This window comes from Sphingobacterium alkalisoli, from assembly GCF_005049105.1.
GTDB lineage: Bacteria > Bacteroidota > Bacteroidia > Sphingobacteriales > Sphingobacteriaceae > Sphingobacterium > Sphingobacterium alkalisoli.
In genome coordinates this window covers 759,851-783,639 of the sequence record NZ_SUKA01000003.1, presented here as the reverse complement: position 1 = coordinate 783,639, position 23,789 = coordinate 759,851, and the positions used below count along the sequence as shown (strand labels likewise).

24 protein-coding genes and 1 tRNA gene are annotated in these 23,789 nt (G+C 39.7%); 12 read left to right on the top strand and 13 right to left on the bottom strand.

The features are described from left to right. Positions 1 to 77 precede the first annotated feature (77 nt). The 3 genes from FAZ19_RS12990 to FAZ19_RS12980 all read left to right on the top strand — a co-directional run bounded on the left by FAZ19_RS12990 (position 78) and on the right by FAZ19_RS12980 (position 2,709). Positions 78 to 1,454 (top strand): hypothetical protein, encoded by a 1,377-nt coding sequence (locus FAZ19_RS12990; RefSeq protein WP_136821133.1) that lies wholly within the window; start codon positions 78 to 80, stop codon positions 1,452 to 1,454. Between the two features lie 128 nt (positions 1,455 to 1,582). Then, positions 1,583 to 2,344 (top strand): hypothetical protein, encoded by a 762-nt coding sequence (locus tag FAZ19_RS12985; protein WP_136821132.1) that lies wholly within the window; start codon positions 1,583 to 1,585, stop codon positions 2,342 to 2,344. 65 nt (positions 2,345 to 2,409) lie between these two features. Further along, positions 2,410 to 2,709, top strand: a complete 300-nt coding sequence (locus FAZ19_RS12980; RefSeq protein WP_136821131.1) for a hypothetical protein — start codon at positions 2,410 to 2,412, stop codon at positions 2,707 to 2,709. A 173-nt stretch (positions 2,710 to 2,882) separates the two neighbouring features. Here the strand turns inward: FAZ19_RS12980 and FAZ19_RS12975 are convergent, their stop codons facing one another. After that, the gene (locus tag FAZ19_RS12975) at positions 2,883 to 4,199 is read right to left on the bottom strand and encodes a S41 family peptidase (protein WP_169305649.1); all 1,317 of its coding nucleotides are present in this window, start codon (positions 4,197 to 4,199) and stop codon (positions 2,883 to 2,885) included. Between the two features lie 117 nt (positions 4,200 to 4,316). Continuing rightward, entirely contained in the window at positions 4,317 to 4,937 is a 621-nt protein-coding gene (locus tag FAZ19_RS12970) for an MCP four helix bundle domain-containing protein (protein WP_136821129.1), read from the bottom strand. Positions 4,938 to 5,127: 190 nt separating this feature from the next. Here FAZ19_RS12970 and FAZ19_RS12965 point away from each other — a divergent pair, with 190 nt between their 5' ends. The 4 genes from FAZ19_RS12965 (at position 5,128) to FAZ19_RS12950 (ending at position 8,051) form a co-directional block, all read left to right on the top strand. Then, a complete protein-coding gene (locus FAZ19_RS12965) occupies positions 5,128 to 5,859 on the top strand; it encodes a VOC family protein (RefSeq protein ID WP_211245496.1) in 732 nt (243 codons plus the stop codon). 35 nt (positions 5,860 to 5,894) lie between these two features. After that, positions 5,895 to 6,491, top strand: coding sequence for a Crp/Fnr family transcriptional regulator (locus tag FAZ19_RS12960; RefSeq protein WP_136821128.1), 597 nt, complete (start codon positions 5,895 to 5,897; stop codon positions 6,489 to 6,491). A 182-nt stretch (positions 6,492 to 6,673) separates the two neighbouring features. After that, entirely contained in the window at positions 6,674 to 7,603 is a 930-nt protein-coding gene (locus FAZ19_RS12955) for an EamA family transporter (RefSeq protein WP_136821127.1), read from the top strand. Beyond that, complete coding sequence (locus FAZ19_RS12950; RefSeq protein WP_244927457.1) at positions 7,560 to 8,051, top strand: RidA family protein; 492 nt, start codon at positions 7,560 to 7,562, stop codon at positions 8,049 to 8,051. The genes FAZ19_RS12955 and FAZ19_RS12950 overlap by 44 nt, the downstream gene beginning before the upstream one ends. A gap of 115 nt (positions 8,052 to 8,166) precedes the next feature. On the opposite strand, the gene FAZ19_RS12945 is transcribed toward FAZ19_RS12950, so the two are convergent. The 8 genes from FAZ19_RS12945 to FAZ19_RS12910 form a co-directional block, all read right to left on the bottom strand. Further along, complete coding sequence (locus FAZ19_RS12945) at positions 8,167 to 9,117, bottom strand: bestrophin family protein (RefSeq protein ID WP_229707457.1); 951 nt, start codon at positions 9,115 to 9,117, stop codon at positions 8,167 to 8,169. Positions 9,118 to 9,192: 75 nt separating this feature from the next. Beyond that, positions 9,193 to 10,800, bottom strand: coding sequence for a Na+/H+ antiporter (locus FAZ19_RS12940; protein WP_136821125.1), 1,608 nt, complete (start codon positions 10,798 to 10,800; stop codon positions 9,193 to 9,195). Between the two features lie 255 nt (positions 10,801 to 11,055). Beyond that, on the bottom strand, positions 11,056 to 11,811 hold the full coding sequence (locus FAZ19_RS12935; protein WP_136821124.1) for an SDR family oxidoreductase: 756 nt from the start codon (positions 11,809 to 11,811) through the stop codon (positions 11,056 to 11,058). A gap of 101 nt (positions 11,812 to 11,912) precedes the next feature. After that, positions 11,913 to 12,281: a helix-turn-helix domain-containing protein gene (locus FAZ19_RS12930; RefSeq protein ID WP_136821123.1), complete on the bottom strand. Its 369-nt coding sequence runs from the start codon at positions 12,279 to 12,281 to the stop codon at positions 11,913 to 11,915. A 107-nt stretch (positions 12,282 to 12,388) separates the two neighbouring features. Beyond that, a tRNA-Ser gene (locus tag FAZ19_RS12925) sits at positions 12,389 to 12,473 on the bottom strand. A gap of 116 nt (positions 12,474 to 12,589) precedes the next feature. Then, positions 12,590 to 13,396, bottom strand: a complete 807-nt coding sequence (metQ, locus tag FAZ19_RS12920; protein ID WP_136821122.1) for a methionine ABC transporter substrate-binding lipoprotein MetQ — start codon at positions 13,394 to 13,396, stop codon at positions 12,590 to 12,592. Positions 13,397 to 13,460: 64 nt separating this feature from the next. Beyond that, positions 13,461 to 14,117: a methionine ABC transporter permease MetI gene (locus FAZ19_RS12915; protein ID WP_136821121.1), complete on the bottom strand. Its 657-nt coding sequence runs from the start codon at positions 14,115 to 14,117 to the stop codon at positions 13,461 to 13,463. Between the two features lie 22 nt (positions 14,118 to 14,139). Continuing rightward, positions 14,140 to 14,886, bottom strand: a complete 747-nt coding sequence (locus FAZ19_RS12910) for a methionine ABC transporter ATP-binding protein (protein ID WP_136821120.1) — start codon at positions 14,884 to 14,886, stop codon at positions 14,140 to 14,142. Positions 14,887 to 15,201: 315 nt separating this feature from the next. Here FAZ19_RS12910 and FAZ19_RS12905 point away from each other — a divergent pair, with 315 nt between their 5' ends. Further along, positions 15,202 to 16,167 carry a polysaccharide deacetylase family protein gene (locus FAZ19_RS12905; protein ID WP_229707459.1) on the top strand — a complete coding sequence of 322 codons (966 nt, stop codon included), beginning with the start codon at positions 15,202 to 15,204 and terminating at the stop codon, positions 16,165 to 16,167. Between the two features lie 23 nt (positions 16,168 to 16,190). Here FAZ19_RS12905 and FAZ19_RS12900 read toward each other — a convergent pair whose 3' ends face one another. Then, the gene (locus tag FAZ19_RS12900; protein WP_136821119.1) at positions 16,191 to 16,769 is read right to left on the bottom strand and encodes a PhnA domain-containing protein; all 579 of its coding nucleotides are present in this window, start codon (positions 16,767 to 16,769) and stop codon (positions 16,191 to 16,193) included. A gap of 697 nt (positions 16,770 to 17,466) precedes the next feature. On the opposite strand from FAZ19_RS12900, the gene ypfJ reads away from it, so the two are divergent. Next, a complete protein-coding gene (gene ypfJ, locus FAZ19_RS12895; protein WP_136821118.1) occupies positions 17,467 to 18,333 on the top strand; it encodes a KPN_02809 family neutral zinc metallopeptidase in 867 nt (288 codons plus the stop codon). 28 nt (positions 18,334 to 18,361) lie between these two features. Here ypfJ and FAZ19_RS12890 read toward each other — a convergent pair whose 3' ends face one another. Together FAZ19_RS12890 and fabG are read right to left on the bottom strand one after the other, a co-directional pair. Next, the gene (locus FAZ19_RS12890) at positions 18,362 to 19,336 is read right to left on the bottom strand and encodes a LuxE/PaaK family acyltransferase (RefSeq protein WP_136821117.1); all 975 of its coding nucleotides are present in this window, start codon (positions 19,334 to 19,336) and stop codon (positions 18,362 to 18,364) included. 86 nt (positions 19,337 to 19,422) lie between these two features. Further along, positions 19,423 to 20,166, bottom strand: a complete 744-nt coding sequence (gene fabG, locus FAZ19_RS12885; protein ID WP_136821116.1) for a 3-oxoacyl-[acyl-carrier-protein] reductase — start codon at positions 20,164 to 20,166, stop codon at positions 19,423 to 19,425. A 254-nt stretch (positions 20,167 to 20,420) separates the two neighbouring features. Here fabG and FAZ19_RS12880 point away from each other — a divergent pair, with 254 nt between their 5' ends. The 3 genes from FAZ19_RS12880 to FAZ19_RS12870 all read left to right on the top strand — a co-directional run bounded on the left by FAZ19_RS12880 (position 20,421) and on the right by FAZ19_RS12870 (position 23,784). Continuing rightward, positions 20,421 to 21,914 (top strand): malate:quinone oxidoreductase, encoded by a 1,494-nt coding sequence (locus FAZ19_RS12880; protein ID WP_136821115.1) that lies wholly within the window; start codon positions 20,421 to 20,423, stop codon positions 21,912 to 21,914. A 178-nt stretch (positions 21,915 to 22,092) separates the two neighbouring features. Continuing rightward, entirely contained in the window at positions 22,093 to 22,698 is a 606-nt protein-coding gene (pnuC, locus tag FAZ19_RS12875; protein ID WP_188876110.1) for a nicotinamide riboside transporter PnuC, read from the top strand. A gap of 6 nt (positions 22,699 to 22,704) precedes the next feature. Continuing rightward, on the top strand, positions 22,705 to 23,784 hold the full coding sequence (locus tag FAZ19_RS12870) for an acyl-CoA dehydrogenase family protein (RefSeq protein WP_136821114.1): 1,080 nt from the start codon (positions 22,705 to 22,707) through the stop codon (positions 23,782 to 23,784). Positions 23,785 to 23,789: the final 5 nt, after the last annotated feature.

Sequence of the window (23,789 nt, the reverse complement as noted above, 5' to 3'; positions counted from 1 at the left end):
ATCGAAATGCTGTCCCGGCGAGTAGCATAGTCATTAAAGGATTTGTGACGGCAAAGTTAATTAAATACTAATTAAAAATGAAAAATTTTTTAACACTAGCCTCCGTATGCGCTATCGCATTGGCTTCATGTAACAAAGACACTGTTACACCAACAGGTGATTTTAACGCAGGTTTACCGAGTAAGCCTCAGAAACACCTTCCAGTAGATGTGGACGGTTTAATTACCCAAAACTTTTTGTCAAAGGATACCGTTTGGTTGATCGACGGTATTTCGTTTGTAAGACCAGGCCAAACATTAGAAATTCAAGAAGGTACTTACCTTACCACTGGAACGTTAAAGCCCTATACGAATGGAGGCGCGACTGTTAATATAGGTGGTGTTCTTGTTGTGCCTAAAACAGCTAAGATTGATGCGGAAGGTACTGCTGCAGAACCGATTGTGTTTACATCGCCTAAGGCAACTGGACGTGCTGCAGGTGATTTCGGTGGTCTGGTACTTTTAGGTCAAGCCCCTACAAACCGTACAACACCTCCGGTAATAGAAGGTATACCGCAGCCAATAGGTGTGGATGTAACGTATGGCGGAAATATTAGTGCAGACGATTCAGGTATTTTGAAGTACGTTCGTATTGAATTTGCAGGTTTTAATTTGACACCTGATAATGAAATCAACGGCTTAACATTAGGTGGTGTTGGTAGTGGTACTGTTTTGTCTCACATTCAGGTTTCTTGGGGTCGTGATGACGCTTTTGAATTTTTTGGAGGAACAGTTAATGCGGATCACTTAGTTGCCTTATCAACTGACGACGATGACTTCGATTTTGACTTTGGTTACACGGGCACGATCGAGTATGCGTTGTCGTTAAAAGATCCGAATTCAACAAACAGTACTTCTGGCAGTTCTTCAGATTCCAATGGTTTAGAGTCGGATAATGACGGTACAGGTTCTGCGGCAAGCCCAAAAACTCAGCCTACGTTAAAGAACTTCACGTTCTTGGGTATTAATAACTCAACGACTGCTGCTACCAAACTGAAATTTGGTAACCGCTGGAGAAGAGCATCTGCAATGACTATTACTCGTTCTATTATTGCAGGTTATGGAACAGGTGTATCCTTTGAAAGTATCACTGCTGCTGGAAGTACTTTTAGCGATAATGTGGTACATGGCTATACTACAGCAATTACAGGTACACCTACACCTGCTAATTATACAGGTAACAGTACAAGTACTGCAGCTACTGCAAACAGCTACTTATTGCTAGGATCTCCTACTGCTAATCCATTCTACCAGACTGCAGCTTCTGGTACAACATCGTACAATCCGCTGATTTTAAGACCAACGGCTTCTTCACCAGCTTATGGTAATGGAACAACCACTTATAAAGGTGCTTTCCAACCAGGTGTGGCGGCTTGGACGCAAGGGTGGACACAGTTTAGTCCAAAAACTTATTAATTTAGAATTGCTGTCTCTAGATAGTAGTTTCGCTCTTTGATAAAATGAATATAGCTTATCTGCCACTACATTAAAATGGCAGATAACTATATTTAATTGATCAAGAATCGTTTAAATCGAAAAAATACATGAGAATATCTACCAATCAATATATAATAGCTTTTATTGCCTCTTTTTTTATGCTTTCATCCTGTGAAAAAGGAGAGAAACTGTCTTCGTTCCAAGAATTTGCTAGACTAAGCATTTCTGGTCTTGACCCAAATCTGATAGTGTATTGCAACGATATCGCGGTTAATCTTCCGCACATACCGGCAGGAAACGTAAACATTTCGCTCGTCAACAGATCTACGGGAGAAAAAGTGTTCGAAAAGGGATATGAAATTGTAGGGGAGCAAACGTTATACTATTTTCAGGATCAATTGTTGACAAATCCGCAAGATACAATGGGAAAAATCGAGGGAACAATACAAGTTCGTTTGGCTAATTTTTCTGATAAGATTTCTGACGAAAGCAAGCCTATTCATCTGGTGTTTCAACAGGAATTGGGGATAGATTGGGATTTGTTTATGAATATATATGCTGAACACAGCGATACCGTATACAACGTTGAAAGTAGTTTTGGCGAAGAATATTCAAAATTGAAAGTAGTGGAAAGTCCGGAAACTAACAATATATACAGAGCGCGCGCCAAGGTCTTAAATGAAGATAAAAGTCCACTAAAAGTTGATGGAAAAGAAGTTTATCTCATTTTTGTTGCGGGATCAAGCAATGCGTCTATTTTCACCAGCTATATTCCAGAGGATTTGATGTTTTCCAGCGACGATTTAGTTATATCTTCGGCAGAGGCATGGGTCGGACTACCTATACTTCCTAATTTATTTGAGAATTAAAATTTAGACATCTTTTCGATCTTTTGTGTTTAGGTTGGCACGAGGTCGATATATAATAACTACCTATGAAAGGCATCAGTAAGAAAGATCACGATATTCTTTGTGCGAAGTTTGCGCAAATTGCGTTTCTGAAAGCCGGTGATACTTCCAGCGAAGCGGCTGCAAATGGCTTATCTGCGCTACGCGAAAAATACCAAGAATATGAGTCGCTAATCGATTCATTAAGAGAATGTATTGCCGGATATGATGAGCTAAACAAAGAACTTCGTGCTGAAATTCTGGTGCCGGCACTGCGCGAAAAGCGTAAAGCTGCTCGATACAGCACAAACGATTTCGAGTCAACTTCTCTTCTTACAGCTGGATAGGGGGGCTAAAGAAAGTGTCTAAAAAGCACAACATCGTCGTCATTGCGAACCGGAGGGACGATGGTGAAGCAATCTAACGATGTTAAAAACGCAGATTGCTTCGTCATCCTTCCTCGCAATGACGCGTTTTTCTCGCTGGCACCGACCTTTTTAGACAGCCTCTTTTTTGTAAGCTAATTTTTAAAATCAATCTCGATAGGCTTGGCTTCATAAGGAGCAGACTGAAACTGCAAAGTAGCTGCTGCAGGTAATGCTGTCGGAAGGTTGGACATACGCTGCAGGCGAAGTGTTCTCTTACTGCCCAAAAACGTTAACGCATCGGTAATTAGTGCATCACGCTTGTCTCCAAATGGGTATAAAGGTAAAGTAGCATACTCCACGACGGATCGCTGCGGTAAAAGACCCTTGCTATATTCTCCCTCGTTATTTGCATTGTATATTTTGTACACCATAGGCAAGATATGCCAGCTCGCTTCGGATCCGATAACGGATGCAGGGCTTGTCAAGGTCGTACTCGCCATATCCTTGCCGTAGGTGCCTTCGCCAATATGGATTACGCTGATATAGGGTTTCAGGTTGTTGATCAGCATCTCGGCAGCAGAAGCAGTATGCCCAGTCCCCAAAACTACAATACGGCTAAGTCCGAGTCCGCTCTCGCGTACGGCACTGCCGGAGAAGCTGTAGCCTTCGGGTTGCCGACCTAGTGTTTCGCCAAAGGTTTCCTGTAATTGATTCAGATGGCGATTGCCTTTGTAGTTTACAAAAATATCGGTAGGACTTACATCTGCGAGTGCCAAAGCCGTGAAAGCGGCGAACGCCACACTTCCTCCGCTGTTGTAACGGAGGTCCAAGATCAGATCCCGAACACCACTGCTACGCATATCACCGACCACTTTTAGCAATTCGTACGCGCCCGAAAAATCAAATGTACTTAAGAACAGGTAGGCGATCTTTTGATCTGCATCCAGTAGAAAATTGTGGTACGGGTATACCACAGGCTGAGAGATGTAAGATGCGGGAAGCGTATAGGTAGAACCATCAACCAAAGTAAGTGCTAAGCTGGGATTTTTAAGTGCGTGCTGTGTCAAGACTGGTAGGTCGGCAGTACGAAGTGGTGTCCCGTTGATGCTATGTACCGTATCACCACGCTGAAGCGCTAGTTTCGCGCCTTCGCTTCCGGGAACTATATGGCTTAGTAAAGATACTGATCCTGTAGGGCGCTCAACCTGAAGAAAATCGATACCGAAGGTGTTCAATAAGGTATTACCATATGTATCGGCTTGTCGGGTTTGCATAATAGCCGAGAACCGGTCTTCTTTTACTAATAACGACTGAAAATAGGCTGTAGGAGTGAAATCTATCTTGCGACTGGATGGGAGGGAGGAAGACCAGTAATAATACTGTTCCATCTGTTCCCTAATCCATGTATTGACTGCTCCATCCGACCCGACCGGGAAATTAGGCTCGTCTTTGCGGCAAGATGTCATCATGCAAACATAAAGAACAAGAAGAACACTGTAATGGACCGTTCTGAAATTCATGAGGATAAGGTACAGAACAGGTGTGAAGTTAGCGTTAATCGTACGTGAATTTTTTAGGATTACCGATCAATTTAAATTTTCGTTAGTAGGTTTTTGCACTGACATTAGTGTTTTCGACGAAAGGACGAGCACCTGTATAATTACGGCTATGACGATTAGAATAGCCATTTCAATATAGGAAATAATGCTCGATAGATTTGTCATGCTCAACACCTTATCCAATTGGTTTTTTCCTTCTTCAACTTGTATGGAAGACAGTGTTTGAAGGACACCTTCGGCTTTTACAGCCGCTATCTTGGCTGCATTGTAGTCTTCCGTTTTGTTGTTTACGGAGATGGTTTGGGATAGCTGCTTGAAATTTTCAAAATTGCTTTTTTCGGTTTCCGTCAACTTGGTCTTTCCATAGAGTATGTTCAGTTCATCGATATGTGTAATATGCTCGTTGATTAATGCACCTGTGTTTATTCCATCTTTGTCGAGTACGGTAAGAATACCTTCGACGTGTTTTGTTAGCCTAAGGATATAAAGACCAACCACGAGCCTGTCTTCATAAATGGAAGTTACTGCTGTACTTATTCTCGCTGCATTTCGCCGCTCGCGCAAATTCGTCAACATAACCAAGCAAAGTACTGCACACAGCAGCAACGCGGCCGTCATTTTTTGTTTAATCGCAAATGCCCACATCATCTTAATTTGAGGTAATTGACGCAGTGCGCCAAATATGTAAAATGCAATTTAACGATTTATTTTGATATAAACTTTTCTAATTTAAGAAGATCTGTATCCAATATGCTTATCGAATTAGATGCGATAGCTTTTATGGTAGAAAAATAGGATATTTGTAGCAACGTTAACAAGTTAGGGTGACATGAACTTCGTGGTAGAAATTACCATCTTTGCCAAGCGGCAAACCGCAAGCTTCACACTAAAAAAATACAATCCATATAAAATGAAACTAGACAGCATTGAAATTCTAACAAATGATTTGAACGCCACAAAGGACTTCTATGAAAAGATATTAGAACTTCCAATAGTGGAAAATAAATCAAATTTTCTTTGCATTAAAATCGGATCTACAATACTTAAATTTGTAGAAAACTTAGAAAAGTCGGATTCAATCTATCATTTGGCTTTTAATATACCTGAAAACAAATTAAATGAAGTAATAAAATGGTGTGCAAATCGAATTGAATTAATCAAAAAAGAAGACGACATTTTGATCGCTGAATTTGAAACTTGGAATGCAAACGCAGTGTATTTTTACGATAATAATGGGAATCTATTAGAATTTATCGCTAGACACGATTTGAAGAATACGACGACAGGAGCGTTTAATAGTGAACAGATATTAAACATTAGTGAAATCGGAGTTGTTAAGGAAAATCCGCAAGAATTTGGACTTCAACTAATCGAAGATTATGGTCTTAGTCTATTTGATAAAAATCAAAATAGCGAAATGTTTACTGCAATTGGAGATGACAATGGACTTTTGATAATCGTAAAAGCTAAGCGAAATTGGTATCCAACTGAAATACCGGCAAAAAGTAAGTGGACGAAAATCGGGTTAACCAACAAAGGGCAGGGTGCTACGATTGAAATTACGGACTAAAGCTAAGAGATAATAAGGGCGTTTGTGCTAAAACGATGAAAGAGGAACATAACTTATACGATAATTTTATTGATGAAGTAAGGCTTTATTATCCCTTATCCAGCGAAGCAGTAGAGGAGTTTATTAAAATTCTCCAAATAAAGCATATAAAAAAAGGAGAATACTTATTAAAGCAAGGTAGTGTACCTACTTCTTATGGTTTTATTCAAGAGGGACTGTTTTCATATTTTCATACGTACGACAATGGTGATGAGATCATCAAAAAATTCTTTGCAGAGAAAAGTTTTATCGCTTCTACTGCTGCTTTAATAGAACAAAAGCCAAGCCTTTTTGCAATACAAGCTTTAGAAGACTCTAAAATATTCGTGTACCCAAAAAAAGCTTATAAAGACTTAATGAGGCTATATCCGGAAATATCTTTTTTTCACATAAACTATTTAGAAAAAAATTGGGTTGTTGACAAAGAACCGCTGGAAGTTGATTTAAAATACAAAACAGCAAAAATCAGATATCAGAAATTCCTTAATGAAAATAAGCACCTTCAAAACAGATTAAAACAACACCAAATATCATCTTATTTGGGAATTACGCCAACGCAATTAAGTAGAATAAGAAGAGACTTGCTTCAATAATTCTCTTTCTCTCAACATATGTATACGTTTTATGAAGACAGACAAAGTAACTTTGTCCATATAATCTTAAACATATATAATATGAAAAATTCCATGTTTCTTTTGGCTGCTTTAAGTATAGTTGGTTATTGCTTTTCGTACAAAGTAGATACTCGAGTGGATCTCAAATTTCTTTAAACGGGATGAATAAAATAGCAGGAGTCGTAATGGTAGCTGTAGGGTCAGCTAGTTACGGTATTTTGGCGACCATCATCAAATTAGCCAACAACAATGGGCTGGGAACTGCCAGTCTTACTTTTTCACAATATCTATTTGGTGCTTTAATTTTAAGTATTTCTTCTTTGTTTTTTTCTAAAAAGCCGACAGAATCTATAAAAGGAGAAACAAGGTCAAAGTACCCTAAGTTAAAATTGGTGTTATTTGGAACAAGTTTGGGACTTACCAGCAGCTTCTATTATCTATGCATACAGTATGTTCCGGTATCGGTAGGTATAATCCTTTTAATGCAAACGGTATGGATGGGTATATTATTAGAGTTTTTTATTGACAGAAGACTCGTTAATAAATCCAAGTTGATAGGTGCTGCAGCTGTATTAATAGGTACTTTATTAGCATCGCGAATTTTCGAGAGTGATTTTAATTTCAATTTTATAGGTTTTTTATATGGTCTTTTAGCTGCAGTATGCTTTACAATTGCCTTGTATTCGGCCAATAAAGTGTCGCTACAGTTGCCCGATATTATACGAAGTAAATACCTTGTATTTGGTGGTTTTATAGCTGTTTTAATATTTTGGAATATTCAAATAATTCAAGAACTTAACTCGCTAGAACTACTTAAATGGGGGATAGTTTTAGCGTTATTTGGTACTGTATTACCTCCTGTGTTATTTAGCAAGGGCGTGCCGATAATAGGAAATGGATTAACCAGCATAATTGCAACACTTGAGATTCCGGTTTCCATTTTGAGTGCATTTTTTTTACTCCGCGAACAGATAGGGATTTCACAAACTGTTGGCATTGTTATAATTCTAGTATCCATAATACTAACCAATATTGGGAAGAAAAACAATGATTTTAAACATCAAAATAGGGTCAAAAAGCCTATTTATTAACTGCATAAATGTAAAACACTTAAATACTAAAAATATGACTCGTATAAATCATAAAAACCCAGAAAATCTATTTGATCCTACCCCATACGCATTTTGTCATTCTACACACACAATGTCGCCAGGGAGGTTTATATTTATTTCAGGGCAAAGCGGTGGACAGGATTTAGAGCATACCCTTTCTAATAACTTTAAAACCCAGGTACATTATGCCTTAATTAATCTAAAAACGGTTTTGGACGACAATAATTTAGCTCCTGAAGATGTTCTTAAAATAACAGTGCTTATAGTAGATCACAATGAAGATAAATTGAAGATCTGGACAGAAGAAATGAAAGAAATTTGGAAGAATCAAAAATATCCTGCCAGTACATTGATACCTGTACCTCGGCTAGCATTAGATAATATGCTTATCGAAGTAGATGCGATAGCTTTTAAAGCTGAAAAATAGACATTGGCTGCACCCGCATAGTTTTCTACATGTAGTTATTTGCAGAGTACTTGAACAAAGCCAAAGAAATGAATGCTATTACGGTGGGTTATATGTTATTTCTATTTGGGATTATTTATAAAATAATATTGTTTTGCGGTTGAATTGCCGGAGGTAAATCTTTTTCGGCTAACATTTCTCTTAAATCTATTTCTATATTTCTGCTAATTTGCGTGATGGGAATATCATTTGCACTTCCTTCAAATGGGTTTTCGGTACTTTCTCCAATTTGCTCTAGCACTAAAAATACCCAACCTAATAATACACTTAGTGGAATGACAAGCCAAATGATATTCTCGCCAAATTTTTCGGTCATTTTTGAAAATTCTCCGATAAATCCGAGTGGTAATAACAGACATAAAGCATTTGTAAAATATAAATTGATGCTCGAAAATTGACGCGGATAGGGGAAATTTTTAATACGCTCACACTTACCTTGTTGGTCGTACAAATCTTTCAGTTGATTTTCTAAGACTACATAATTATAATCGGTAATCACGTCTGTTTCATTAAGTTTTTTCAATGCAGCTGATTGCTGGGCAATGATTTGGGTGGCTCTGTTTTTGGTCGATAAAATATATTGGCGTTCATCTTCAGTTAAAAACGGTTTTAATTCTTCATCCAAACTGCTTTCCCATTCAGGCACTTTGTAATAGTTGAGATACTCAGAATTGTAGCTCTTGGTTTTTACGTTTTCCCAGCTCTTTGTTTCACGAAGCTGAAATCGCAGCGCAGTAAGCCAAGCAAAATGGCGGTAAATAATTTCTTGATGAAGTTGATTGTCGAGGGTTTTATTGTCCGAACGGATAAAATCTTTCACCATTATTCCAAAAGCCCTGCTACTGTTGATGATGGCGCCATAAATTTGCCTTGCTTCCCAACTGCGGTTATAGGTTTGGGTGTTTTTAAACCCAGAAATAAAAGCAGTTGCCGTACCCAACAATGCCACCGGAACCCACGGAATTGCCAACCATTTTATATCTAAAAAATAGAACAATGCAGTTGGAACAATGCTTAATAAAAGCATTTTGTAAATTTTGGTTCTTGTCCACGGAATAAAGTGTACGAGCTTATAGTGACTTGAAATGTTCATTTAAATTGATTAATGATGAGTACCGTTTATTTTGAGATCTTCAAGGTCTAACTGTATTTCTGCTTTTCTTATTTCTTCATCGCTAAAATACTTCTCTTTTCGCATTTTAAACAGTTCTTTTCGTTGTAAACCATAAATATCAATTAGTATCTTATGATAGGTTTTTATTTCCTCCTTGCTATTTTCATCGTGTGCTAATGAAGTCAATTTCTGTTGTGTATTGGTGGTCTCTCTCTCCAGATTTGATTGAAGAAAGCCGATTAGTTCGTTGCTTTCTACTTGTAATTTATACTTGTCATTAAGAATTTTTAGTGCCAATGTATCTAATCTCAACTTTATACCCGTCTGCTGTTCTTCATCTGAAATTACACTATCTATTTCTTTCAGTTTAATGAATTTGATTACAAAAGGTAAACTTAAGCCTTGCAAAACTAACGTTATAAATATAACTACGAAGGTAATGAAGATAATAAGATTTCGTTGAGGAAACGCCGTACCGTCTGACATTAACATCGGAATAGAAAGAGCAGTTGCTAATGATACTACACCACGCATTCCAGCCCAACCTATTACTAATGGGCCCTTCCACCCAGGTGAAGGGTCTTGTCTGGCTTTTGCACTAAGCCAACGAGGGATATGAGCAATCGGATAAACCCAGAGAAAACGTATCAGAATGATAGTTGCGCTCATGTAAATACCGTATTTGATACCATCAGAAATAGAATATTCTCCCAAACCATTAATAATTTCAGGGAGTTCTAACCCTATTAATATAAATACCAAAGCATTCATTGCAAAAATCATTGTGGTCCAAACGCCCAACATATTTAGGCGAGTACTACCTGTTTGAAATACTTCGTGAGATCTGAATGACATAAACAACCCTCCACTTACAACAGCCATTACACCAGAATAATGAAATTGTTCTGCAGCAAGAAAAAGTATATACGGTGTCATTACAGTTAAGGCTCCATCAATAGCTGGTGTAGTGGGTAAAAAGCGATGGATGGCATATATAATATGGGCTCCAGTTAAACCTATCACAACCCCCATTCCGGCTACTAAAAAAAACTGCCCAGTAGCTTCTTGCATGGAGAATGTACCTGTTAATACAGCTGCTAAGGCAAATTTAAATACGATTAGAGATGAAGCATCATTGACTAGACTTTCTCCTTCTAAAATCGTCATTAATCTTTTAGGAACTTTTTCTCCTTTTAAAACCGTAGCGGCTGCTACCACATCTGGCGGAGATACAATTCCGCCAAGCAAAAAGCCTAGTGCTAAGGTCATGCCAGGTATAAGAAATGTAGCAGTATAGGCTACAACTGTAGAGGTTAGGAAAACTAAGCCGAAAGCTAACAGTGCTATCGGACGTTTCCATTTCCAAAAGTCGTTCCAAGAGGTATACCAGGCCGCTTCATAAAGTAATGGTGGCAGAAAAATCAAGAATATAAGTTCTGGCTCGAGGCTAACTTGTGGAACACCTGGTATAAGACTAATACCCAATCCGGCAATGACAAGAAAGATAGGATACGCAATGCGAATACGCTGTGCCAGCATTACTAGAAGAAACACAACAAATAATAAACCCAGTACCAGCAAAAAGGTATGATGCATTGTTTAAGATAAAAAAGATTAAAGATTAATTAGATTAGTCAATTTACTTGTGTCCATTTGGTTTTTTTTGAGTTTTGTTTTGTCCGCACGTTGTAAAACTGATTGCGGAAAAAACAATAAATAAAAGCGTAGTTATTTAATGGCTCTTTCATATCAATGAATTTATGATAATGGAAGTTGTAAATAAATAATTTGTAAATAGATAATTACTAAATTAAGAAACAAAAATGGAATTACGGCCGGTTTATAAGTTAATTATCTAGTGGTATAACCACCGTTAGCAAAGATGGTTTGTCCTGTAATCCACCATCCGTCAGTTACTAAAAACTCTACCAATGGCGCAATGTCGTTAATATTGGTCAATCCACCCAAAGCTGATGCCGATTTGTGGTAAGCCACTGCTTCAGGACTTTCTTGTCCGTAGAAAAACGGGGTGTCCATTGGTCCAGGAGCTACTGCTGTTACCGAAATTCCTCTAGCACCAAATTCTTTGGAAGCCGCTCTGGTAAAGTGTTCTACCGGAGCTTTTGCACCTGCATAAGTAGAATATAAGCCTGTGTAAGCTGCCAATAATGAAGTAACGATTGTACAAATTTTAGCATCGTCATTCGCTTTTTTACCTGCTTCTTGTAAGAAGAAATAAGCCGATTTAGAGTTTATGCCAAACATAGTGTCATACTCTTCTTCTGTCGTTTCTGCGAAAGGTTTTTTCAATACCATCCCAACGGTGTTGATTGCAATGTCAATACCACCAAATTTCGCAATGGTTTCATCAAAGAACTTGGTAATGTTTTCAACTTTGGTTAAATCGCCTTGAAACAACAACGCATCTGCACCCAAAGCCTGCACTTCTGCCAAAGTTTTTTCACTTTCAGCTTTTGAACTTTTACTGTTATAGTGTATTGCCAATTTTGCACCTTTTGCTGCAAAGTCTCTACTTAATAATCCACCAAGGTTTTTACCACCTCCGGCAATTAGAACTACTTTTCCGTTTACATCGTGTCTGCTCATTTGTGTAATTTTTTAAATGTTATTATACAAAAATCCACAATGAAAGTCACGTATCTATGGTGAACTTTTCGTAAGATGTTAGAAATTCGAAAATTCTTTTGTTATTTTCTGAATTCTCCTGGAGTTTCACCTGTCCATTTTTTGAAAAACTTTGAAAAGTTGGAAGGATCATAGGTTAGTTTTCGGGCGATTTCAGCAATAGGTATATTGGTGCCTAACAGCATTTCTTTTGCTATTTCTATTATTTTCAAATCATAAAAGTGGCAGGGGTGCTGTCCCATTGTCTGTTGAATAGTGTGGGTCAGGTGCTTATGGGATACGCATAAAGCATCTGCTATTTCGTTTAATTTTAGCATCTCTGTGGTTTTTCCCTCTACAATATCAGACAAATGCCGATCGAGAAAAGCAAAATAGTCTCTGGTTATTTCTACGTTTCTTTTTAATAATGGATTCGTTTCGATATTTTTCATAATTCGCTCGTGTTTTTGGGTTCTATTTTACGGAATTCATTGACAGAATTATTCCCCAAATCTTTCGCAATGCAAAAAATCCCATCATTTCTGATGGGATTTTTCTGCGGAGAGCGAGGGATTCGAACCCCCGAACCTGTGACAGTTAACGGTTTTCAAGACCGCCGCATTCGACCACTCTGCCAGCTCTCCGCGACAAAAGTAGAAATTCTACTCTTATTTGCAAAATTTATTTCAAAAAAGTGCGCTTCTGATTGCAGATGCTGCCTTTTTACGCTGATTGCTAGACGTTTGATGTCCATCGTTTTCTACCACCCTTTGATGGCACCACCTTTAAAGGCTTCCTCTGCTGCTTGCGCAACCTCATCGGATTGATAGGATTTCACAAAATTAGCAAGTTTTACGTCGTCTTTATTGTCTTTGCGGCTTACGATAATATTTACGTACGGGGATTTCTCACTCTCTATAAATATACCATCTCTTTTGGCGGTAAGCTGATGGCTAGCCGCAAAATTATTATTGATTACTGCTACTGTTACTTGATCGTCGTCGAGTGTACGAGGCAACTGAGGTGCTTCAAGTTCTAAAATCCGCAGGTTTTTCTTGTTCTCTGTAATGTCCTGTAGCGTTGGAAGTAAGTTGCTGCTATCCGTTAGTTTAATTAGACCGACTTCCTGAAGCAGTAGTAGGGCTCTTCCCAGATTGGTGGGGTCATTTGGGATAACGATCGTATCTTCGTCTTTAAGCTGTTCGATGGAGGTTATTTTTTTGGAGTATCCTGCCATCGGATAAACAAATGTATTACCCAATACTTCGAATTCATAGCCTCTGTTTTTTGCTTGTACATCCAAGTAGGGTCTGTTCTGAAAGACATTGGCATCGATGTCTTTTTGCTGCAGTGCTTCGTTAGGCATTACGTAATCGCTGAAGGTAACGAGCTCGACATCCAGATCGTATTTTTCCTTCGCTACTTTTTTGGCTGTTTCGGCCAGGATGTACTCCGGCCCGGTTTGTACGCCTACCTTCAATACATTTTCATTGTTGGAGTTAGAAGAGCAGGATAAGGTAAGGGTAATGACCACAAAACCGATGATTGATTTGAATGTTGTATTCATACTATATTTTAACGGTGTAAGTTAACCTAATTAATTGACTTTCTGATAGAGGCCTTGAGCTTTGTTATTTACGATGGTCTACACGTCTTGATAGCCTATCGCCAATGAATTGTATGAGGAAGACAATGCCAACGAGCAATACCAGCACCATGTTCATGATCAGCGCATCATAGCCTACGTATCCATATTGATAACCAATGTGTCCTAATCCGCCGGCACCTACTGCGCCACCCATGGCAGAATACCCTACCAGTGTAATCAGCGTGACGGATGCACTATTGATCAATGCCGGTAATGCTTCAGGGATCAATACCTTACGGACAACTTGCATAGGAGTAGCTCCCATGGCACGGGCGGCCTCAATAAGACCGTGCGGGATCTCCAATAAGCAATTTTCGACGAGACGGGCTACAAAGGGTGCTGCACCTATGCTGAGGGGTACAATTGCGGCTTGCATACCAATTGACGTTCCGACCAGCATCCGGGTGAATGGAATCATCCAAACAATGAGAATAATAAACGGGATGGAACGAAATACATTTACAAAGAAGGCTACTGTACGGTACAAGGAGGGGGTTTCCATCAATTGACCGGGGCGACTGATGAACAAAAAAACGCCCAACGGTAAACCGATACAAAAGCTGAAAAATCCAGATGTAAAGGTCATGAAAATTGTTTCCCAAGTGCCTTTTAATAATAACCAGAATATTCCTTCAGACATATATTATACCGTACTTTATAAGTTAATCGATTCGTAAGGATGGATTGAGTAGATCTTTGGCAACCTGCGATTGCGGATTTAAAAATAGGGATTCTACATCGTTCTGCTCAATGATCTCACCTTGTGCAATCACTGCGACCCTGTTGCATATCGCGCGGACAACTTCCATTTCATGCGTGATAAGGATGATGGTTATGTCCAATTCGCGGTTTATTTTTTTCAAAAGGGCAAGTATCGATCGCGTAGTATGGGGATCGAGTGCGCTGGTAGCCTCATCACAAAGTAATATCTCGGGATCTGAGGCCAATGCCCTGCCGATAGCCACCCGTTGTTTTTGTCCACCGGATAGATTAGCGGGATACTCGTCTTTTTTATCAAGCAGATCCACCAATGTAAGTAAGCGCTCCACCTTATCCCGGATCACCTTGCTAGGTGTGCCAATGAGTTCAAGCGGGAAGCCAATATTGTCGTACACGGTGCGGGAGGAGAGGAGGTTAAATTGCTGGAATATCATACCTATTTTACGGCGTACCTGAATAAGTGCCTTGTCTCCCAATTGAGCCAAATCAATCTTATCCCAGAAAATATGCCCTGAGGTGGGTCTTTCGAGTAGGTTGATTGTACGGATTAACGTACTTTTGCCAGCTCCGGATGAACCTATGATACCAAAGATATCTCCTTTTTCGATGTGTAGCGTAATGTCTTTCAACGCATTCACTCGGCTATTTTTTTTGTGAAATACCTTACTTACCTTATCTAGATGAATCATATACTTCTGTAAAAGTAACCATCTCTACCGGTGACCGATAGCCAATTGTTTATTTTTTTAACAATTTTCTTTTAGGCTGCTAAGATAAGGTGTTTAATTTATTTTATATAATAAAATCTATCGGATCGGTCTATATTTTTCCAGCTTCGAAGGGAATATGATTGGTGTTAACGCATGAGATTGTAAGAGGTGAGGCTTAGACATAATCAGACATAAGATGATGAAAGAAAATATTTTAATTGAGATTGGGTATTTTGTTCAAAAAAAGGTTATTTTTGCGTCTAATTTAATACACACTTAATTTCGTGGTATAACATGGCAAAGATCGGGAGAGGGAACATGCTGCTCATATTATCAATTCTTACTTTATTGGAGTTCTCGTCCTGTCAACGCAGCTCAAGCACGACCTTGGCTTACGTTGCGACGACGGATACCGTAGCACTGGATGTTGATTCTATAACGATACAACCGGAACCACAAAATAGTCCTTTATTGCTGACCAAATGGGATTCATTGCAAAAGAATTTAATTACATTTCTGGTTGACAGTATCAACCCGGTGGATATTAAGATGCAGAAAAGGCGTTTGAAGGATTCTCTGCGAAAGGAATTTGATAAAAAGCCTAAACATGTGTACCTGACATTCGATGATGGTCCCCTGATTGGTAGTTCAGCGATTGATTCGATTGCAACAGCAAAGGGTATAAAAATAAATGCGTTTTTGGTGGGGCGGCATGCTAATATGAGCAAGCGCCTGAAAAGAGATTTGGAAAAATACAGATCTAATCCCTTAGTCGGTTGTTACAACCACTCTTATACGCATGGAATGAACCGGTTCAGTGCATTTTATAGTAATCCGAACACAGCGGTTGCTGATTTTGAAAAGAATGAGATCGATCTGGCCTTAACGCATAAAATTATCCGTTTGCCTGGCCGAAATATATGGATCTATGACGATGTGCGTAAGATAGATCTACAAAGTGGATCAAGTACAGCAGACCTATTATACACGAATGGATACAAAATATACGGCTGGGATGTCGAATGGCGAATTCATGGCTTGACCGGTAAACCTATACAGTCTGTGGGAGAGGTCTATCATCGGATCCGAAACTTTATGAACAACAAGAGCGCCCTTACACCTAACAACGTGGTGTTGCTCATGCATGACGATATGTTTCAGAACAAGAAAGGGCAGGCGCTCTTGACAGCACTTATTGATAGCTTAAAGCAGGAAGATTATCAGTTTGAGTTTATGGAAGATTATCCCAGAAGATATTAATAATCAACTGGAATGATCTTTTGCTAACCCTTTCGAAGATATTTGGTAAGAATGACGATCGTTTGTCCTTCTACTTTCCCTTCGATTTGTTCGGTATTATCAGCTACTAATTTTATGTTTTTGACTACTGTTCCTAGTTTGGCACTTAAAGAGGACCCTTTAACATCTAAAGTTTTCGTAAGAACGACGGTATCGCCCTCATAAAGCCGGGTTCCATTGGAATCTTGGTGGAATTCTACGGTACCATCCTGTTCGTGATCACCTGTTTTCTTGGCCCATTCTAGGTTTGCATCATCTAAGTATAGAATTTCCAGATTATCGGATGCCCAGCTTTCATTCCGTAATCGGCTTAATATTCTCCACGCTACTACTTGTACAGCGGGATACTCAGACCACATGGTATCCGACAATACGCGCCAGTGTGCTGGATTCAATTGCTCTTTTTTTTCAATCTGTGCAAGACAGGTTTGACATACCAAAATACTGTTGTCGCTATTTGCTACTGATGTGGGTGGTACTTGGTATGCGGAAAGGCTTTCCGTAGCGGTACATAATTCACATTTTCCTCCACTGCGTGCTATAAGTTGTTTCTCTAAACTCATCTGATTTGATTTTGCGCGAAAATACGAAATTAAAATCTTTTTGAAGCGTATTAGCAAATTCGAAGGTGTAAAGGCAGTGTTTTTTAGTGTTGATGTTAATGAAGGTTTATTTTAATTATTTTTCTTTTGTCGCTTGGACCGCGACAGGTCGACACTTTTGACCGCAAAAGTGTCCAAAACTCGTCGCTGCGCCGGCTCGACACGACGGTGCACCATTCCTGCTATTGTCGACCCGCCAAGGCGACATTTGTCGGGTATAAAAGGATGGTGCTTTATCCTTAAATATTATTTTATACTTCAGCTGAACCGAAAAGGACGACCTAGGTCGATGTAGCGTTAAGAAAGCTTTTGGATTTGCGTTAAGAACAGATCCCCCAAGTGAAACGGCTTGGAGCTATTTAGTAAATCCAAAAGCTTTTAGCGTAATATTGACCAAGTCTTGACTCTTTGCTTCTTTCTCGTCAAGGAGAACCCTCGAAGAGGCTCTTGAATGCCTTTGAATTACAAATAATAAATGAAAAAAGAAGAAGCCCTGTCGTGGCAACGACGGAAAGGTAATGCGGTGGGCAAAAAAGATGAATAAAATAAACCTTCATTTTTCACTTCCCATTAATATTACTTATGTGGTAAGAAAGTTGTGGCAGAGATTTTGTATTATTGATTGGAAAAAATTTGTTAATCATTAAATAGCTGAATTATGAAATGGCAAGGTGGCCGTAGAGGCGGAAATATTGAGGATAGAAGGGGAATGTCTGGTGGACAGAAACTCACGCTTGGTGGTATTGGCGGGGTGATCGTACTGGTGGTTAGTTTATTACTGGGCGGGGACCCTTCGCAGATATTGGATCAGATGGGGGGTGGTAGTGCGGTGAATGCAACCCAGCAAGGGGAGTATCAGTCTACTCCGGAAGAGGATCGACTATTGGATTTTGCCGATGTCGTGCTGGCCAGTACGGATGATGTATGGTCTAATTTATTCAAGCAGGCAGGGGAGGCTTATCCGAAACCAGCTATGGTTATCTATACGGAAGGTACGGCAACGGAAGGATGTGGTTATGGACAGTCGCATTTTGGTCCGTTTTACTGCCCTGCTGACAAAAAGGTGTATCTCGATCTAGGTTTTAATAGAGAATTATCAGAAAAGTTTGGTGCGGAAGGTGAATTTGCTTTGGCTTATGTAATTGCCCATGAAGTGGGACATCATATTCAGAATGTATTTGGTGTGATGGATAAGACCAATGCCATGCGGGCGCAGATGAGCGAACGGGACTACAATAAAATTTCGGTTATGACGGAGTTGCAAGCGGATTTTTATGCTGGTGTATGGGCTCATCATGTCAACAAACTAACGGACATTGAATTGACCTATGATGATATTGTAGATGGGATGCAGGCTGCGGCAGCAGTTGGTGATGATCATCTTCAGGAGCAGGCAACAGGGCATGCTAATCCGGAATCTTTTACGCACGGTACCTCGGAGCAACGAGCATACTGGTTTAAGAAAGGGTATGATACCGGAGATATGAATGCGGGTAATACCTTCAATGATCCGAGTTTGCAGTAAGTGGCCAACTTGGGGTATGACGAAAGTCTTATTGAACCAATAGGTTGCAGCCGCGAATGTCGGCGTTATCAAAGCGGCCGAGGATTTCGAAATCACCATTTTCGTGGTATTTACCTAGATCTTGGGTGGCGATAAACGAGCAGGAGTAATAGTTTGCCAGATCAATGACATTTATTGCACCTGTTTTTTTGTTGTCGAGCAAGGTTAGCGGATCATTGGTGTCGCGAATCAATATTTTCATCCATGGGGGTGTTTTAAAAAGACCCTGTCCGTAGGAATAGCCTTGCGATAGTAGTTCGGTCATGCCATATTCGGAGTGAATGGCAGTGGTTCCAAATCCTTTACACAATAGCGCATGGAGCTCGTGGCGTACCATTTCTTTCCGTTGGCCTTTCATACCGCCGGTTTCCATAACAATGAGCTCGGGAAAATCAAGCCTGTACGTATCGATAAAATCTAGTAGGGCATAGGTAACCCCAATGAGTATGGTCTTTGTACCCTTAACCTGCAATTCTTGTAATGTCTGATTTAGATCTTCATGATTATAAAGAAAATAATTGCTTTCTTTCTGTTGGGAGGCGCGGATTAAATCATCTACCATATAAATAAGGCTTGATCCCGTACGCTCGAGATAGGATGGAAGGAGAGCTAGGACGGCTATATCGTTTACATTTCCATAGAACAGTTCGAATGCGTTGCGAAAACTGCGTTCGTATAATTGAATATCAGCGACCTGATGTTGGCTGGTTACCATGCCTGTAGTGCCCGAACTGGTAAATGTGATTTCAGGGGTCTTATCGTCGGCAATAATTGACTGTGTTTTGAAAAATTGAATGGGTAAAAACGGAATTTTTGTATAATGGTCGATCTGCGCGGGCTGTATACCGAGATACGTTACATACTGTCTATAGATTGCTGTATGTTCATATTGGTAGCGGAATGTGGCTAATGCGGCCACATTAAATTGATCATCATCCGAAATATCAAAAAGATGTGCTACCATGTTGCAAACTTAGGTTATCGATGAAACAAAAACCATGGTTTGCTCTTGTTTCATTGATAACGCGGCTATTTTAGAATATGTAATGTCTATAACATTCCACCACAGACAGGTAATACCTGGCCATTGATGTATCCGGAAAGATCTGAAGCTAAGAATAGACATGCATTGGCCACATCTTCTGCTTCGCCGGCACGCTTTAATGGGATATTAGCTTCCCATCCTGCAACTACTTTCGGATCCAATACATCAGTCATCTCTGTACGGATAAATCCTGGAGCGACAACATTGGTCCGGATATTACGCGAGCCCAGTTCTTTTGCAAGGGATTTTGAAAACCCGATGATACCCGCTTTCGAAGCAGCATAATTTGCCTGTCCGGCATTACCTTGTACGCCTACGACCGAACTCATGTTGATGATGCTTCCTTTACGGTTTTTCATCATCACTTTGGAAACAGCTTTAGATATATTGAAAATTGATTTCAGGTTGACATTAATCACGTCATCCCAGTTTTCTTCAGTCATGCGCATTAGTAGGCCATCTTTGGTAATGCCTGCATTATTAACGACGATATCAACGGTTCCGAAATCGGCTACTATACCATCTATTAATTGCTCTGCTTCGATAAATTTGGAAGCATCGGAGCGATAACCTTTTACCTGCGTTCCAAAAGCTTGTAATTCTTGTTCTAATGCTTGGCCTTTTTCCACTGATGATAAGTAGGTGAAGGCTACATTGGCCCCTTGTTGGGCAAATACTTCAGCAATTTTACGACCTATTCCTTTTGAAGCTCCTGTTACTAAAGCAGTTTTTCCCTCAAGTAATTTCATATGTAATTTGATTTTTTTAAACACACACGTTCCCCACGCTATTCCATTCTCACCACAAAAGTGTTAAATTCTGCTTATAATCCAAAAATAAACTTATACTAAATATGTGGGTATATAGTTTATATGTTCTGGTTTTTAGAAATGTAATGGAAATTTTAACTTTTTAAAAATTCATTAGGGAAATGAAAGAATTTTGACAAAACCATTCGAAATAACCGATTATGAATGCTAATTTTGCATCCAATTAAATAGACATGGGCAAGAGAAAACAAAAAACTGAAGTTGACGTAGTTCTTATTGGTGGTGGTATAATGAGTGCTACATTGGGTACGCTTATCAATGAATTAAATCCCGCTGTCAATATAGAGATATTAGAACGCTTGGATGTTGTTGCTGCGGAAAGTTCGGATGCATGGAATAATGCGGGAACTGGCCACTCTGCCTTATGTGAATTGAATTATACACCTCAACAGCCTGATGGTTCTGTTAAAATTGATAAAGCAATTACCATTGCTGAGCAATTTGAAATATCAAAACAATTCTGGTCTTATTTAGTGGAGAAGGGTATTATTGCCGATCCAGAACAGTTTATACGCCAGGTGCCTCATATGAGTGCAGTGTTTGGAGAGAAAGATGTAGATTTCTTAAAAACCCGTTATGAAGCACTAACGAAGGAGAATCTGTTCAAAGGGATGGAATATACCGAGGAGAAATCCTTGTTAAAGGAATGGATCCCGTTGATGATGGAAGGCCGTGACCCGAATGAGCCAATCGCTGCAACGAAAATGGAGATCGGTACTGACGTTAACTTTGGTGTGCTTACCGAGGATTTGATAAATCATCTGGATAAAAAGGATAATATTAAGCTTTCGTTGAACCAAGAGGTGAAAGATATTGACCGTGAGGATGATGGACGTTGGGAAATAGAAGTTAAAGACTTGAAAACGGGCGAGAAACGTGAGATTATCGCAAAATTTGTCTTTATCGGTGCGGGTGGACATTCTTTGTTATTGTTGGAGAAATCGGGGATTCCTGAAGCAAAGGGATATGGCGGTTTTCCAGTGGGTGGACAATGGTTGCGCTGCACCAATGAGGAGATCATCAATAAACATATTGCAAAAGTATATGGTAAAGCCTCGGTAGGTGCTCCACCGATGTCGGTACCACATTTGGATACACGTTTTATCGATGGCAAACAGGCCTTGTTGTTTGGTCCATATGCAGGTTTTTCAACTAAATTCTTGAAAAAAGGCTCATATTTTGATTTACCTGCTTCGATTAAACTTTCTAATATAAAACCGATGCTCTCTGCTGGATTGGATAATCTTCCCTTGACGAAGTATCTGATCACTGAAGTAATGAAAAAGCCGAAAGATAAGTTGGATTCGCTGAAACAATTTATGCCTACGGCCAAATTGGAAGATTGGGCGATCGAAAAAGCGGGACAACGGGTACAGGTCATTAAAAAGGATCCAAAACATGGTGGGGTATTGGAATTCGGCACGGAAGTCGTGTCGAGTGCGGATGGTTCGATTGCAGCCTTGTTAGGCGCATCTCCCGGTGCTTCGACTTCAGTGGCGATTATGATTCAGCTGTTGAAGAAATGTTTTCCGGAGCGTGCAAAATCGGATGAATATCGCAACAAATTAAGGGAGATGATTCCTTCATGGGGGAAATCATTGAACGATGACCCGCAGCTGTGTGAACATACGCGGGAAAAAACGCATACTGTATTAAAACTAAAATAAGTTAAACAAACTTATGGGGTGCTAAGGATAGAGATTACTCTATTAAAAGGCTGAGATTATACCCAATACCTTACAAAAGGTAGGAACCTGATCCGGATAATGCCGGCGTAGGGATTAATTTCTAGATCGTGTCTTAATAAAGCAGTTCCGTAAGTGTAGTTAATTTTAACACACTTCAATGGAAATAATAATTGAACATATCGTGACTGCTTTCCAGCAAACTTCCTGGTTGGAAAGATTAGCTGTTGTATTTGGAATTATTCAGGTACTGCTATCTAAAAATAACAAAGTATCAAATTATTTTTTTGGTATACTCTCGATTGTATTGAGTATGTATGTGCTGTTCGGTGCAAAATTGTATGCCGAAATCGCGCTCAATATGTATTACCTGATCATGAGTATCTACGGCTGGTGGTACTGGACTACGAATAAGGTGGCCAAAGACAGGCCAATCAGCAGATGCAGCAAGGAAGAAAGGTGGGTGGTAGCTTGCATAGTGTTCGGTGGTTTTTTTCTTTTTTATTTTGTTTTAAAGGGAGTCACAGATTCTGATGTACCAATGTGGGATGCATGGGTGACTGCTACGGCATGGGCCGGGATGTGGCTATTGGCCAAACGTAAAATTGAAAATTGGATACTCCTAAATATCAGTAACTTTTTCGCTGTTCCTCTTCTGATTCATAAAGACCTCTATCTTTTTGCTGCGCTCACTTCTTTTTTATTCGTTGTCGCGATCTTCGGTTTTCTAAAATGGACTAGAATCATGCGCCTTCAACAAAACTAATTTTCTATGATATCTGCTAAAAATAAAGCGATAATAAACGATCATCGGGCAGCATCCATACAGCATAAGTCGCTTGTGGTTGAGCAACTAGAGATGATCTATGTGCAGAAATGGTTTAATATATGGGTGCCGCGCAGTTATGGGGGGTTAGAGCTGAGCCTCATGGAAGGCTTTGAGTTGTTAGAGGAATTGGCTTACCTGGATGGCGGACTGGGCTGGACGGTCACGTTGTGTTCGGGAGCCAATATGTTTGCCGGATACTTAGATCCGGAACAGGCCAAAGCCATATTCTCCGAGCGTAATGTTTGCTGGGGTGGTAGTGGAAGGGTAGGCGGAATAGCTGATCTTAGGCAAGGCATGTATGAAATTAGCGGAGAATGGCAATATGCTACGGGAGCACCGCATCTTACGCATTTCACCTTAAATTGTTTTATCCATGAGGATGGTGTGCCGCAATTGGATGATGAACAGAATCCGGTTGTACGCTCGTTCTTCGTGGATCGGGACAGTGTTCTGATTCATTACGATTGGGATACCATCGGATTGGAATGCACAGCCAGCCATAGTTTTTCCATAGCTAAATTAATGGTGCCGGTATCAAACTCTTTTACGATTTCGCCTGCGCACCGTCTTTCATCGGGCCACTTATATAATTATCCTTTCTTGCCTTTTGCAGAAATCACCTTATTGGCCAACTATGCGGGAATGTACCGTAGATTTTTGGATTTAATGGAGAAGTATTTTTTCGAAAAATCAAGAAGTGACACCTGGGCAGATAAATATGCTAAAAATCGCTTTAAGCTGATCGATCGTAAGCGTACTTATTTAGAGCATGAAATGCATATCGTACGGGAACTTATCGCTGAATCGTGGGAGAATGTTATAGAGGATTTTGTTTTGAATGAACATATTTTTGAACAGATCCATTTGAAATCACATGCAATCGTGCGTGAGATTAGAAGCCGTGTGGTGGAATTGTACCCCTTGGCGGGAATTTACGCGGCCCAACGGGACAGCGAGTTGAATATCGTGTTTCGGAATTTATTTACGGCCAGTCAACATAGTTTGTTAAATATAGAAGATTAACCGCC